This is a genomic window from Xanthomarina sp. GH4-25 (assembly GCF_045363175.1).
Classification (GTDB): Bacteria; Bacteroidota; Bacteroidia; order Flavobacteriales; family Flavobacteriaceae; genus Xanthomarina.
The window spans coordinates 30,391-45,552 of the sequence record NZ_JBJFLO010000005.1; the positions used below are offsets into that span (position 1 = coordinate 30,391).

Sequence of the window (15,162 nt, forward strand, 5' to 3'; positions counted from 1 at the left end):
GAGTATTAGTTTCAATGATGAATAGAGTTTTGCGTTTAGACTACCTGTAATCAGACTGGACATTCTATAAGATAGGTGAGAATAATCGTGCTAGTTTATCCAGGAACCTGTAATAGGAAGGTCTGTTTTCCCATTCATCAAAATCAATTTTTTTAGTATCTTGAATATCATTATAAAATGCTGTACGTAATTGGTTTGCAATTTCTACGTCGTAAACAATGGCATTGACCTCAAAATTCAAATCAAAACTTCTTACATCCATGTTGGCTGTTCCAACAATAGCTATCTCATTATCAATAACTAAGGTTTTTGCATGTACAAAACCTTTGGTGTAACGATATATTTCCACTCCTGATTTTAATAAATCTGAATAATATGAACAGGCTGCCGCATTAACTAATTTAGAATCTGATTTATCTGGAACAATCAGTTTTACTTTCACACCACTTTTTGCTGAAATAAGGATGGCATCTTTTATGCTATTACTAGGTATAAAATAAGGGGTTGTAATAAGAATTTCTTCTTGAGCAAGATTAATAGCTTGAAGCAAAGCAAATTTAATAGTTGGTACATCTGAATCTGGTCCACTAGCTGTTATTTGCACGTGTTTGTCTTCATTTGTACTAAAAGACTCGTAATCTGGAAATAGTTTATTGTTTATGGATATTTGGTCTTGAGCACAAAAATTCCAATCGCATAAAAAGAGATATTGTAAATACCAGGTGGCAGGGCCTATAATTTTTAAATGTGTATCTCTCCAATATACTTGGTTTTTATTAGGTTCAGAATTAATATATCTATCGCTTACATTTACACCACCAACAAATGATGTATGACCATCGATAACAATAATTTTTCTATGGTTTCTATAGTTAATTCTATTGGCGAAAGCTATGAGTTTAATTTTATAAAAAGGAAAAACATTAACGCCTCCATCTTTCATCCTTTTTACTTGTTTTTTTCTAATAGAACGACTTCCAAAATCATCATAAATAAATCTAACTTTAACACCTTGGGCTACTTTTTCTAAAAGCAGGTCTATAATTTGAATTCCAATATTATCATCTGAAAAAATATAATACTCAATATGGATGTGCTCTTTTGCCTGAGCTAAACATTTTAAAACTTCAGGAAATTTCTCTTCACCATTAAGGAATAATTTTACTTTATTTCCATCGGTTAAAGGACTTAAATTTTCTTTTAAAACAAGGTTGACTAATTTTTTATTTTCTTTAACAGATTCATCTCCATCTTTTAAAACACTTTTTGAATATGAGATGAGTTCTTTTTCTAGATTTTGCTGTAAACCTTCATTGGTCATGAGTTTTTTATCATACATCTTCCTAATACGATAATTTACTCCGAAGGAAAAATAGATGATCATTCCAACAATTGGAACAAAAAAGACCAGTAACAAATAGGCTAATGCTTTTGTTGTGTTTTGTGTATCGATAATTACACGATAACTTACAAGCATTAAAATAACAACATATACAATTTCTAAAATTAAGATGTAATTCATTTAAATAATTTCGTTGTATGTCTTTAATTAATCTTCTTTGATTCGTTGTAAGTCTAAATCATGGAAATCGAAACTAAAATCGATATTTGGAGAAATCCCTTTCATTTTTATGCTTTGCGCTTTTCCATGTTCATCTAAAGAAAACATTGCAAATGCATCGGCATTCATATCTTGATACTCCCACTTAATAGTAAATGTGTTTGCTTTATAAAACTGTAAGGGTCCATTTAATTTTGGTGATCGATAAGATTTTACCCATAACTGATTTCCTTTTTTAAACACTTCCATTTTACCAAACCAATTGTCTTTATAAACACCTATGTAATCTGCTTCATTAATTTTTACATTTTTATTTGCAGCAACAGTTTCCCAAACGTCTTTGGTTATTTGATCTCCTTCCGATTCTTTAGATTTAAAATAGTTATAAAATTTATCAGTCCATTGAAAATCATCTAAACCTAAATAGCTATCTACAATGGTTCTTGAAACTGCTAAAAATACACCAGCTCCACCCGGATCTGTATTGGTTAAAACTACAATACCCACATTTAAATCTGGAATTAAAACAGTTATGCTTAACATGCCTGGAAGTCCTCCTGTATGAGATACAATCATATTCCCTTTTTTATCTTCTAAATCCCATCCTAATCCATAACCAGAAAAGTGTGAATTATAACGTGAATTTCTACTCACATCTGTTGTAGTGTGAATTTTCCACATTTCATGCTGACTTTCAACTGAAAATAATTGATTCTGCAAACTGTCTCCATATTTTCCTTGGTTAAGATGAGCAAGCATCCATTGAGACACATCATTTACATTTGAATAAATCCCTCCAGCTGAACCATTAATCATTTCTTTAAAATTAGGTAAAACAACAAAATCACCACTTGAAGTATTATGTGGTACTGCCAAATTACTCGTGTCCTTTATTAAACTTAAACTAGCATAAGAGTTATCCATTTGTAAGGGTTGAAATATTCTAGTGGTTATAAATTCTTCCCATGTCATACCACTCACCCTAGCAATCAACTCTCCAGCAACTATATATAATAGGTTGTCGTAATCAAATTGTGTTCTAAAAGCAGAAACGGGTTTGAAATATTGAAAAGCTGAAAGTAAATCGTCTATATTAAAGTCTGATCCATCTGGAAAAAACATTAAATCTCCAACTCCAAGACCTAAACCTGATCTATGAGTTAATAAATCTTGAATATTAAAGTTTTCAGTAACATAAGCATTGTACATTTTAAACTCTGGAATATGGTGTATAACTTTATCTGTCCATTCAATTTTGCCGTCTTCGACTAAAAGTGCTAATGCTGCTGTAGTATATGCTTTACTATTAGATGCAATTGCAAAATTGGTATGTTCGTTAACTTTTACGTTGGTTTTTTTTGAAATAACTCCATAGCCTTTTTCATGAATTATCTTACCATCTTTTACAATAGCTACAGCTGTACCAGCTACTTGAAATTTTTCAATAGCATCGTTGACTAAGCTATCTATTTGAGATGAAGATAACTGAGCGAAAACAGATATATTAAAAACAAAAAACAGACAAAAGGTTAAAATTATCTGGTTACTTTTTATGGTTTTCATAAATTATATGGTTTTGTTAGGTAGTTGATTCTAAAGGTATATATTAATTATTAATAATCCTATTAAGCGTCATGAATACAACTCTTAATCAACTTAGTTGTTTTAACATAGCACCTGTAAAAGTTCAACTTTAATATTGAAATATTTTCTATTTATTAACTATCATTAATTCACTAAAATACATTTCATCGGATTTTTTTGCATTTTATAGATGTTTTTTGAAATATTTATCTATATTTGTCAGATAAAGAAGTAAAAACATTTAGCCCCAAACTAAATTAACCACTTATGAAAAATTTTAGACCATTGTTAAGGATAGCTATGCTATTTTATATCCTAGCATTTTCAAATAATATTTTTTCTCAAATATTCACAGGTTCAGAAAACACTGAAGAAACCACACTAATAGATTTCGATGGAAACAATGATTTTATCGATGTTGGTGATGAGCTAAATTTAATTGACTCATTCTCGATTGAAGCTTGGGTACTTCAGAAAACAACGTCTGCATCGGTGGCAACCATTCTCTCTAAAAGAGAAGCTAAACCTGGTTACGAAAAAGGCTATCATTTAATTATAACAAATAATAATCAACCAAACTTAACCTGGTTTAATGCCTCTGGAGATAAAATAGTAAGCTTAACTTCCCCTTATGCAATTCCAAATAATAAATGGCATCATATAGCTGCTACATATAATGGTAATGATGCAAAACTATATATTGATGGTATAGAAGTTGCTTCGGGGAGTTCTACAATTGGACCAATGAATGAAAACGAAAAATTTATGATTGGAGCTATGTATAATAGCAGCAATCCACCTAATATTGGAGCAAACCTATTTCATGGTTTTATTGATGAAGTTAGAGTTTGGGATGTGGCATTAACTTCGCAGCAGCTTCGAGAAATGATGAATCAAGAAATAGAAGCCTCAGAAAATGCTGTAAGAGGTAAAGTTATACCAAAAAATATTTCTGGAGATTTAACATGGTCTAATTTGAAGGCTTATTATCCAATGACCAATAATTTAGCTAATGATGCCTCAAATAACAACCATAATGGCACTCCAAAAAACATAACTACAAATCAGGATGATACGGCTCCATTACCTTATACATCTGTAAGAGATGGAGATTGGTATGATATTACGGCAGCAACACCATGGAAGTATGGAAATTCTGTTTGGAATCTTCCAAATAGCTTAGGAGTTGATGGAACAACATTAATTAATTGGAATATTGTAAAAACAGACCATAACATAAATATAGACACCTATACAGATTTAGGTCGCGAAAGCTATGTATTAGGCTTAATTGTTAATTCTAATACATTAACCGTTAATGGTATTACAGATAAAGTTACTAATACGTATACTGGGAATGGATTAAATGTCAGTAGGTATTTAGAATTAAATGGAAAGATAGATCTAGAAGGTGAGTCACAATTAATTCAACCATTAAACAGTGATTTGGTTGTTGGGACTTCTGGCATGTTAGAAAAAGACCAACAAGGTGTTAGAGATTATTACACTTATAATTATTGGAGTTCTCCTGTTGGCCATACAGCAACATCAAGTCCTAACAATTATAGTTATACATTAAACGACCATATATTAAAAGACGGAACCACACCTTCTTCTCCTGCAAATATTTCATTTATTGGTGGCTATAATGGAAACGCAGGCCCTCCAATTAGCATCGCCAATTATTGGATTTGGAAGTTTGGTAATTTACCTAGTAGCGATTATTCTGCCTGGCAGCATGTAAGAAATAATGGAACTATTTTAGCTGGAGAAAGCTTCACTATGAAAGGTATTGAAAATACTGGCGATGATTTATCTCTTGAACAAAATTATGTGTTCCAAGGGAAACCAAATAATGGAGATGTTATTTTACCACTACATGTTGGTAATGATTATTTAGTAGGAAACCCTTATGCTTCGGCCATCGACGCAGAACAATTTATAAAAGATAATGGTCCACGTTTTGACAGTGACACTGGAGATTTAATTTCAGAACCATTAATTAGTGGTACATTATATTTGTGGCAACATTATGGTGGTGGCTCGCATAATTCTTCCGATTATCAAGGAGGTTATGGAACCTATAATTATTCTGGTGGTGTTCCGGCTGCAGCATGGGGAAATCCTAATCCAGATGTAGCCCTTTCAGGTACTGGTACAAAAATGCCAAATAGGTTTATTCCTGTAGGTCAAGGTTTTTTTGTAACTGGTAATAGCTCAGGAATTATTAATTTTAATAATGGTCAGAGGAGATTCCAAAAAGAAGGCAGCAATTCTTCGGTTTATATAAAACAAACAGCCAATAGTAAAACTACTGATAATTATACAGATTCAAGAATAAAAATTAGACTTGGATTTAACTCTATTAACACCATTCATAGACAACTATTATTAACTGAAGACTCTAGAGCTACTTTAGGTAAAGATTGGGGGTTTGATGGTTTGTTATACAGAAACCAAACAGATGATATGTATTGGATTCTTGATGATGAAAAGTATACCATTCAGGCTATAAATGAAATTTCTGAAAATACTGTTCTCCCTATAGGAATACATACTTCAGATCCAGGATTAAACAATATAGTTATTGATATTTTAGAAAATGTACCCGATACCATTGATATCTATTTGCATGATAAGGACTTAGGAATATATCACGATTTAAGAGCTAGTAAATATGAAATATTTCTAAATGCTGGAGAATACTTAGATCGCTTTGAAGTAACATTTACAGACCAGATATTAGGAATTGAGGAAACCGAAATCGTCAATTCTCTTCAAGTGTCTTATGTAAATACTAATGAAACTATTACAATCCAGAATCCAGAATTGGTAACCATTAAATCGGTTGAAATGTTTAACATTCTTGGTCAATCTATTTTCACGATTGATAATGTTAGTACAGAAATTCATACAAACATTAAAACAAACAACCTTAATGTTGGGACTTATATTATTAAGCTTCAAACAGAAACTGGAGAGATAAACAATAAAGTGTTAGTTAATTAAATTGTATTTGTTAGTTAAAAAGAAAGTCTTGAATCTATCATAAATTCGACTATTCTTTTCATTGGAGTCCTGAAATTATTTCAGGACTCCTTTTTTATTTGAATTTAGAAATTAATTCTTGTATCGAAAGTTTAACTTGTTCGCCAGAAACCATGTTTTTTAAAGTAAAGCTATTCGAGTTCATTTCCTCCTCACCAACTAAAACAACAAATGGAATATTACGCTTATTGGCATGATTCATTTGTTTTTTCATTTTGGCAGCATCTGGATACAACTCAGCATTCACATTATTTACACGTAATTGCTTAATAGCCTTTAAACAAAATAAAGCTTCATTATGCCCAAAATTTATAAAGAGAACATCTATGTTTTTAGAAACAGTATCCGGAAATAAATTGAGCTCTTCTAAAACCAAGTATATTCTATCTAATCCAAAACTAATACCAACACCACTGACATCTTTCAATCCAAAAATGCCTGTAAGATCATCGTAACGACCTCCACCACCAATGGAACCCATTTGTACTGTTTTTGGAGCAGACACTTCATAAATAGCTCCTGTATAATAATTTAAACCTCTAGCAAGAGTGACGTCTAATTGCAATGTCGCAGTTTGCAACCCAAGTTCTGTAATAGCTTTATCTATAAACTCTAATTCTTCAATGCCTTTTTTACCTTCTTCAGAAGTACTTAAAATAGATTTCAACTGTTCTACTTGAGAACTAAAAGATCCTGAAAGTGTAAATAACGGTTGAAGTTTCTCAATGCCTTCTTTAGAAATTCCTTTTTCAAGCATTTCAACTTTTACTTTCTCTTCGCCTATTTTATCTAGCTTATCTAAGGCTACTGTAAAATCTATTAACTTATCGCTTGCTCCAATAACTTCGGCAATACCAGATAATATTTTACGGTTATTGATTTTAATGGTAACACCTTCTAGTTTTAAAGCTTTAAAAACGGCATCGTATAATTGAACAAACTCCACTTCTTGCCATAAAGAAGTTGAGCCAACCACATCAGCATCGCATTGATAAAACTCTCTAAAACGTCCTTTTTGAGGTCTATCTGCACGCCAAACAGGTTGCATTTGATAACGTTTAAAAGGAAATTCAATCTCGTTTTGATGTTGCACCACATAACGAGCAAAAGGCACAGTTAAATCGTAACGCAAAGCTTTTTCAGAGATTTTAGAAGTAATAGAATTTGAGTCTTTTTTATTATAAAGTTTATCATCTACTTTATTTAAAAAATCTCCAGAATTCAAAATTTTAAAAATCAGCCTATCGCCTTCATCTCCATATTTTCCCATTAAGGTGTCTGAGTTTTCAAAACTAGGCGTTTCTATAGGTTGAAACCCATACAATTCAAATTGGTGTTGAATGGTGTTAAATATATAGTTGCGTTTTGCTACTTGTTCTGGAGTAAAATCTCTAGTTCCTTTTGGGATGCTTGGTTTTTGTGCCATATATAACTGCCTGCTAAAACAGGAAACTCTTTTAAGTTACTATTTATAAACAAAACTATTAAAAAAATAGTTCTCGACTGCGCTCGAACAGACAAACTTATTAATTAATAAGCTTATTCATATAAGTAAATAATTCGCCTTTGGTAATCACGCCACCTTGTTCTATTAATTTAAACTTATCGGTATTTTTATCTTCGCTATACTCTTTTTTAGCTTGTAAAAATTCAACATCGTCGTCCATTAAGTTTTCACGTAACCAATTAAACCCATCAGTTGTAGTTAGATCTATTGGGTTTTTTATTTTAATGGCAATCAAATGCATGTTCTCTTCTTTTAAATGAAACAAATGTATTTGTTGTGGTGAAATATGCTCAATAAACTCCACTTTATTTAACACACCTTCCCACACCAAATCGCTAAACACATCCAATTCTTGTTCGGCAACTTCTGGTTTATTGGCTTTAATACCTTCCCACTCATCACCAGTAATAGACTGTGTTGCTAAAAAATTTATAAATTCTTTATGTAATTCTTCAAATTGTTCTTTTGTAAGTCTTGTATATTTCATTTTGTATCCTTATTTTACTATTTGTAAAATGGTTACCGTAAACGGGTTCATTCTAAAAAAATTTAAAAAAAAAGCCCCAACTAAGTTGAGGCTTTAAATATGTTAATCAACCATTTTAGGCTTGAGCAATCACTTCGAAAGGTAATTCGAAAGTAACTTCTCTATGTAAACGAACAACAGCATTATACTGTCCTAAACGTTTAATGTTACCACCTGTAATGCTTATGAATTTTTTATCGATTGTATGTCCTGCTTTTTCAAAAGCTTCCACTAAATCTGCTTTAGTAATAGAACCAAACAATTTATCTCCTGCTGAAGCACCTTCAGTTGCTTTAGCTGGTATTTTGATTTCTAACACTTTAATTGCTTCGGCAGTTTTATTTGCTTCATCAATTATTTTCTTTTCTTTATAAGCACGTTGTTTTAAATTTTCAGCTAATACTTTCTTTGCAGAAGCAGTTGCTAAAACAGCTTGCTTTTGTGGAATTAAAAAATTTCTACCATAACCGTTCTTAACCGTTACAACATCGTCTTTAAATCCTAAATTTTCAACGTCTTGTTTTAATATAAGTTCCATTGTTATGAGTATTTTATTTTAATAAATCTGCCACGTAAGGCATTAATGCTAAATGACGAGCTCTTTTTACAGCAACCGACACTTTTCTTTGATATTTTAAAGATGTTCCTGTTAAACGTCTTGGTAAAATTTTACCTTGTTCGTTAACAAAACCTAATAACCAGTCTGGATTCTTATAATCTACATATTTGATACCAGATTTTTTGAAACGACAATATTTTTTATTCTTGTTAGTTTCTATATTTAAAGGCGTTAAATATCTAATTTCTCCGTCCTTTTTTCCTTTTGCTTGTTGTTCTATAGATGACATAATTACGCTTTTTGTTTAAGTTTTTCTCTTCTTCTCTCTGCCCAAGATATAGCATGTTTATCTAAAGTAACCGTTAAGTAACGCATAAAACGCTCGTCACGTCTAAACTCTACCTCTAATGGATTGATAACCTCTCCATCTACTTGATACTCAAATAAGTGGTAAAATCCACTTTTTTTGTTTTGAATAGGGTAAGCTAATTTTTTTAGTCCCCAATCTTCCTTTGATACCATCTTTGCTCCACGAGAAGTAAGAAATTCTTCGTATTTCTGTACTGTCTCCTTTATCTGAGTTTCAGATAAAACGGGATTCAAGATGAAAACAGTTTCGTAATGATTCATATAAATATATTTTATTGTTAAAAATGGGTGCAAAAATATGAATATTATTTATATATTACAACATAAAACCAAACATTATTAACATCTATTTCGAATATGTTAAATTATGTTAAAATTAACGTTTTACCGATGTTTTTTGGTTTTTAACCGAATTTTTTGTACTATTGTCGATATCTTAACCGAAATAAATTAAATGTTATGACTTTAAACTGTGTAGTAGTAGACGACTCAGCAATTCAGCGTCTCTCGATAGTTAAGTTAATTGAAAATCATCCTTCTCTTAACTTAATCGCTGAATACAACAGTGCCCTAGAGACTAAAAATGGACTTAATACGCATAAGGTAGACTTGATATTCTTGGATATTGAAATGCCTGTATTAAATGGGTTCGAACTCTTAGACGTACTAAACAACAAACCCCAAATTATCTTTGTTACAGGAAAAACAGAATATGCTTTTAAAGCATTTAATTATGATGCAACCGATTATTTGCACAAACCTATAACTAGAGAACGTTTTAATACAGCTGTCGATAAAGCTGTAGAACAACACAAATTAAAACTAGACTTTAACGAAACTGAAGGCGAGCATATTTTTGTAAAAAGCAACCTTAAAAAACGTAAAGTTTATATTAAAGATATTAAATGGATTGAAGCCCTTGGAGACTACGTCAAATTAGTAACTGAAGAAACTAGCTTGGTAGTACTTTCTACCATGAAGGCTTTTGAAGCAGAATTACCTGAAGGGAAATTTTTAAGAATCCATAAGTCATACATTGTTAATCTAGATAAAATTGACAGGTTTAACAGTAAGAATGTTGAAGTTGGTGCTTACGAAATTCCTTTAAGTAGAAATAAAAAGACCCAATTAGTTGATGCTTTAAATAATATTACAACTTAAAATTAATAATTATCGACATTTAATATTACTCTTACAGCCCTAAAATCTTTTATATTGAAGAAGCTATTGTTAATTTTAATAATAGCTTCTTTTGTTTTTGCAACAGATTGTTTTGGTGGGATTTTCACCAAAATATGTTTAATGTACTGATTTCTTATTCGAGAAACTGGAGGGAATTCTGGCCCTAAAACATGCGCTTTAAAAACAAGCCTTAGTGATTTTGCATACCAATCTGCTCCCAGGTTTACTCGGTTATAATCTCGATGCTTTAACGTAATCTTTATTAGTCTATAGACAGGTGGGTATTTAAAATTCAACCGTTCTTCCATTTGTTCTCGATACATATCTTGATACGAATTGGTTGTTACCTGCTGTAAGATATTATGAAAAGGGTTGTAAGTTTGTATAAGCACCTTTCCACGTTCTTCAGTTCTTCCAGCCCTTCCAGATACTTGCAACATGAGTTGAAAACTTCGTTCATGGGCTCTAAAATCTGGAAAATTTAGCATGTTATCTGCATTCATAATACCAACAAGCTTCACATGTCTAAAATCTAATCCTTTTGTTAGCATTTGTGTTCCAACTAAGATGTCTACTTCTTGCTGTTCTAAAGCTGTAATTATTTTTTCGTAACCATATTTCCCTCTAGTTGTATCTAAATCCATTCTAGCCACTTTAGCATCTGGAAACAGTTCTTTTACTTCTTCTTCGACCTGCTCTGTTCCAAAGCCTTTATTGTCCAAATCTAAACTACCACAAGCTTCGCAAGCTTTAATCATTGCAGAATAATATCCACAATAATGACAACGCAACTGATCTTTATATTGATGATACGTTAAACTAACATCGCAATTTGGACATTGTGGTGCATGGCCACAGGTGTTACATTCTACAATAGGAGAAAAACCTCTTCTATTTTGAAACAAAATTATTTGATGACCATCTTTTAAGGTTTCAGCCATTTCTTCAATTAATCTATCGCTAAAATGGCCCGTCATTCGTTTGCGTTTCTGTTTGTCCTTTATATCTACAAGCTCAATATCTGGCATCAAAACATCATTAAATCTCGTTGTTAATTCTACCAAACCATACTTATTTTGTTTGGTATTATAATAACTCTCTAAGCTTGGAGTTGCTGAACCCAAAAGCGTTTTACATTGAAATAAATGAGCTAAAACAATAGCTGTATCTCTTGCATGATAACGTGGTGCTGGATCGAATTGCTTGTATGACGATTCGTGCTCCTCATCAACAATAATTAATCCTAAACGATAAAATGGCAATAACACAGAAGATCGAGCTCCCAAAATAACTTGAGCTTTAGGTGAATTTTCTAACACATGATTCCACACTTCTACGCGTTCTTGAGACGAATATTTGGAATGATAAACAGCTACTTTTTCTCCAAAATAGTCTTGTAATCTTCCTACTAATTGAGTTGTTAAAGCAATCTCAGGCACCAAATACAAGACTTGATTCTCGTTTTCTAAAGCTTCTTCAATGAGTTTGACATAGATTTCTGTTTTTCCAGATGACGTTACACCATGCAATAAAGTAATTTGATGTGTTTCGAAAGTAGTTTGTATCTCCTTATAAGCTTTTAGTTGTGGCTTATTTAAAGTTTTTACAGCATTATTATCTTCTCCTGCATATTGAATTCTGTCTGTTTGAATGTAATATTCCTCTAAAACATCTTTATCTATTAACGATTTTATAATTGCTGTAGAAGCTTTGCTTTTTTCTGTTAATTCAGAAACCTTAATTGGTTTTTTTGTTTGAGCAGACATAGAGAAAAGTGTCATAACTACTTGTTTCTGTTTTGGTGCTCGGTTTAAATCATCTAATAATTCTTGCAATTTGATTTCAGATGAATAATAAGTGCTTAACTTAACATAACGCACCAGTTTAGGTTTGTATTTTTCGTAAACCTCCTCCTCGACTGATACAACATCTTTTTCTAGAAGCCGTTTGATAACTGGTAGTACATTCTTTTTATCTAAAATACTAATGATGTCTTGTATTTTAAGTGATGTTTGATGATTTAAGGCCTCATAAATTAAAAATTCATCATCTTTTAAATCTGTGTCTTTAATTGATGCATTAGCGCTTCTACTAATAATCGTTTCACTTTCTAAAATAAAAGCATTAGGCAAAGCTGCACGCATAACATCTCCCAAAGTACACATGTAATAATCTGAAACCCATTGCCAATGCTTAATTTGCTTTTGAGTAACAATAGGCGTATCATCTAAAATTTGATGAATCTCCTTTGCTTCATAAACCGAAGGTTTATTTGTATGAATATTAAAAACCAGAGCTGTATATATTTTAGACTTTCCGAAAGGCACAGATACACGCATTCCAGTTTTTAAAAAACCTGCTTCTGCTTCCATAATACTATATGTAAATAGCTTTGGAAGTGGAATGGGAAGTATGACGTCTATATAGTGCAATAGCAATTGGTGTTTGGTGTTTGGTGTTTGGTGTTTGGTGTTTGGTGTTTGGTGTTTGGTGTTTGGTGTTTGGTGTTTGGTGAAAAAGATATTTCAACTTTCTATACGCTCCCAATATTGTGTGGCATAAAGAAAAGAGATGTAGCCTCTAACCATTAATATATCAGGATTATCTTCGTCTAGAGATAATCTGCATTTATACGTTTTACCAGCTTCTGGATCGAAAATCGTTCCGTTTTTAAAATAAATGCCATCTTGTGTTAAATCTTTAATAATCATCAATCCTAAAACTGGTTTATTATATTCGGCACCTTCACAAGTGTTACAAAGAGCTTCACGATCTTTAGGGTTGTAAATTTCAATAATCTTCCCAAAAACTTTTCCGTTCTTTTGAAAAATTTCAACCGTAGATTTGGCCTCACCTGTTTCATCATCAATCGTTTTCCATTTCCCAAAAATATTTTGAGAATTCATTGTTAATGGCAGCAATAAAACAATCAGAATCAATTTATACATAATCTTTATTTATTTTTTTTAATCTATTTAAAGACGCATTAAGCTCATATCCTAAAAGTAAAATATTAGCGTTTAACCATAAGTAAAACAATAAGATTAATAAAGCACCTATAGATCCATATAACTCGTTATATTTTGAAAAATTCTCAATATAAACACCAAATAAATAAGAGCTTAAAATAATAAGAATGGTCGTAAATAAAGCGCCAACAGAGAAAAATTTAGAAGCTTTGCCTTCAGTTGTTCCAAAATAATACAAAATAGCAGTCGCCAAATAAACCATAATTATAAAAAAAACATATTTAGCGAATACAAACCAAAATTGAATATTTTCTTTTTCTAAAACCCCATAACTTTCTAAGTTACCAATAATATAAATTTGAAAATACCCTAGAATTACAACTGTTAGAATTAATAAAAATGCCAAGATTAATGCCACTCCAAGTGCATAAAGATATTGTCTTAAAACATTACGTGTTAGTTGTTCATGAAAAGAGTTTTCAAACCCAGAGAATACAGCACTAATACCGTTGGCCATTAACAAGATTGAGGCTAGAAATACTGTTGATAAAAGACCTCCTCTTTGAGATCCTTCAATGTTTTCGAATATATTTTTAAAGAAAAAGTCGGATGTTGTTGGAGGCAAAATGGAGTTTAAAAAATTTAAAAATTCAATTTTAAAATCATCAATTGGAATAAGAGGAATTACAATTAAAATAAATAGTAAAAAAGGAAATAATGCCATAAAAAAACTAAAGGCAATAGCACTTGCTCTGGTAGTTAATGCACCTTTAATAATTCCCGTAAGATACAATTCAATCAGATCATAAAACGACAAACCTTCTAAACCTGGAAGTTTAATTTGTTTTAAAAAACGAACTAACAAATTTATAACAGGAATTTTATCTAATTTATCTTCTACAGGTTTTGTCATTAACTACTGTTTGGTGTTTAGTTGCTTTTACTAATTTTAAGTTCTAAGTGATAATCTATTATAAATTTAAGATTAAACGGCTTTTAAACTTAAATCCATATTGTAAACTGAATGCGTTAAAGCTCCTGATGAAATATAATCTACACCACATTCGGCGTAATTTCTAATGGTTTTTTCGTTTATACCTCCAGAAGACTCTGTTAAACAACTATCTCCAATTAAAGCTACGGCTTTTCTAGTATCTTCAAAATTAAAATTATCTATTAGTATTCTATAAACCCCTTTTGTTTGAAGAATTTCTTTAATTTCCTCTAAGTTTCTAGCTTCAACAATAATTTTCAAATCTCTGTTAGTGTCCTTTAAATAAGTTTTTGTTTTGTTAATAGCATTAGTAATACCACCTGCAAAATCAATATGATTATCTTTTAGCATAATCATATCATAAAGTGCAAATCTATGGTTTTCACCTCCTCCAATTTTTACAGCCCATTTTTCTAAAGCACGAATTCCTGGTGTTGTTTTTCTAGTATCTAAAATTTTTGTTTCTGTACCTTCTAATAAATCGACAAACTGCTTTGTTTTAGTAGCAATGGCACTCATGCGTTGCATGGCATTTAAAACGAGTCTTTCTGCTTTTAAAATAGATTGCGAAGCCCCTTCAACATAAAAAACAATATCGCCATATTTAACTAATGAACTATCTTCTAGTAGTGTCTCAACTTTTAAATCTTTGTCGATATAATTAAATACTTTTTTTGCAAACGCAACACCTGCAATAACACCATTGTCTTTCACCAAAAGTTTTGCTTTTCCATTTGCTGATCTTGGAATACAAGCCAAAGAACTATGGTCGCCATCTCCTACGTCTTCTCTAATAGCATTGGCTATAATTAATTCAATTTCTGTATCAAATTGCTCTTGTGAAATCATTTTATTTTATTTTA

The 15,162-nt window shown here is 31.3% G+C and carries 14 protein-coding genes; 2 read left to right on the top strand and 12 right to left on the bottom strand.

What is annotated here, in order from left to right; all coding sequences use genetic code 11:
* Positions 1-64 precede the first annotated feature (64 nt).
* The gene (gene cls, locus ACI5KZ_RS08115) at positions 65-1,522 is read right to left on the bottom strand and encodes a cardiolipin synthase (RefSeq protein WP_109308770.1); all 1,458 of its coding nucleotides are present in this window, start codon (positions 1,520-1,522) and stop codon (positions 65-67) included.
* 27 nt (positions 1,523-1,549) lie between these two features.
* Entirely contained in the window at positions 1,550-3,124 is a 1,575-nt protein-coding gene (locus ACI5KZ_RS08120; RefSeq protein ID WP_406847392.1) for a serine hydrolase, read from the bottom strand.
* Between the two features lie 288 nt (positions 3,125-3,412).
* Here ACI5KZ_RS08120 and ACI5KZ_RS08125 point away from each other — a divergent pair, with 288 nt between their 5' ends.
* On the top strand, positions 3,413-6,154 hold the full coding sequence (locus tag ACI5KZ_RS08125; protein WP_406847393.1) for a LamG-like jellyroll fold domain-containing protein: 2,742 nt from the start codon (positions 3,413-3,415) through the stop codon (positions 6,152-6,154).
* 94 nt (positions 6,155-6,248) lie between these two features.
* Here the strand turns inward: ACI5KZ_RS08125 and hisS are convergent, their stop codons facing one another.
* The 5 genes from hisS to rpsF all read right to left on the bottom strand — a co-directional run bounded on the left by hisS (position 6,249) and on the right by rpsF (position 9,415).
* The gene (gene hisS / locus ACI5KZ_RS08130; RefSeq protein ID WP_109308773.1) at positions 6,249-7,619 is read right to left on the bottom strand and encodes a histidine--tRNA ligase; all 1,371 of its coding nucleotides are present in this window, start codon (positions 7,617-7,619) and stop codon (positions 6,249-6,251) included.
* Between the two features lie 100 nt (positions 7,620-7,719).
* Complete coding sequence (locus tag ACI5KZ_RS08135) at positions 7,720-8,187, bottom strand: DUF6495 family protein (protein WP_109308774.1); 468 nt, start codon at positions 8,185-8,187, stop codon at positions 7,720-7,722.
* 115 nt (positions 8,188-8,302) lie between these two features.
* Positions 8,303-8,764 carry a 50S ribosomal protein L9 gene (gene rplI, locus ACI5KZ_RS08140; protein ID WP_109308775.1) on the bottom strand — a complete coding sequence of 154 codons (462 nt, stop codon included), beginning with the start codon at positions 8,762-8,764 and terminating at the stop codon, positions 8,303-8,305.
* A gap of 13 nt (positions 8,765-8,777) precedes the next feature.
* Positions 8,778-9,077: a 30S ribosomal protein S18 gene (gene rpsR / locus ACI5KZ_RS08145; RefSeq protein ID WP_188467106.1), complete on the bottom strand. Its 300-nt coding sequence runs from the start codon at positions 9,075-9,077 to the stop codon at positions 8,778-8,780.
* Entirely contained in the window at positions 9,077-9,415 is a 339-nt protein-coding gene (gene rpsF, locus ACI5KZ_RS08150) for a 30S ribosomal protein S6 (RefSeq protein ID WP_109308777.1), read from the bottom strand. The genes rpsR and rpsF overlap by 1 nt, the downstream gene beginning before the upstream one ends.
* Before the next feature lie 198 nt (positions 9,416-9,613).
* On the opposite strand from rpsF, the gene ACI5KZ_RS08155 reads away from it, so the two are divergent.
* Positions 9,614-10,315: a LytTR family DNA-binding domain-containing protein gene (locus ACI5KZ_RS08155; protein ID WP_109308778.1), complete on the top strand. Its 702-nt coding sequence runs from the start codon at positions 9,614-9,616 to the stop codon at positions 10,313-10,315.
* Positions 10,316-10,317: 2 nt separating this feature from the next.
* Here ACI5KZ_RS08155 and priA read toward each other — a convergent pair whose 3' ends face one another.
* The 5 genes from priA to nadC form a co-directional block, all read right to left on the bottom strand.
* Positions 10,318-12,708, bottom strand: coding sequence for a primosomal protein N' (gene priA, locus ACI5KZ_RS08160; protein ID WP_406847394.1), 2,391 nt, complete (start codon positions 12,706-12,708; stop codon positions 10,318-10,320).
* Between the two features lie 4 nt (positions 12,709-12,712).
* The gene (locus tag ACI5KZ_RS08165; RefSeq protein WP_406847395.1) at positions 12,713-12,865 is read right to left on the bottom strand and encodes a hypothetical protein; all 153 of its coding nucleotides are present in this window, start codon (positions 12,863-12,865) and stop codon (positions 12,713-12,715) included.
* The gene (locus tag ACI5KZ_RS08170; protein WP_406847396.1) at positions 12,862-13,242 is read right to left on the bottom strand and encodes a DUF2147 domain-containing protein; all 381 of its coding nucleotides are present in this window, start codon (positions 13,240-13,242) and stop codon (positions 12,862-12,864) included. The genes ACI5KZ_RS08165 and ACI5KZ_RS08170 overlap by 4 nt, the downstream gene beginning before the upstream one ends.
* A 34-nt stretch (positions 13,243-13,276) precedes the next feature.
* Positions 13,277-14,218, bottom strand: a complete 942-nt coding sequence (locus ACI5KZ_RS08175; RefSeq protein WP_109308781.1) for a YihY/virulence factor BrkB family protein — start codon at positions 14,216-14,218, stop codon at positions 13,277-13,279.
* Positions 14,219-14,290: 72 nt separating this feature from the next.
* Positions 14,291-15,148: a carboxylating nicotinate-nucleotide diphosphorylase gene (gene nadC, locus ACI5KZ_RS08180; protein WP_406847397.1), complete on the bottom strand. Its 858-nt coding sequence runs from the start codon at positions 15,146-15,148 to the stop codon at positions 14,291-14,293.
* Positions 15,149-15,162 lie beyond the last annotated feature (14 nt).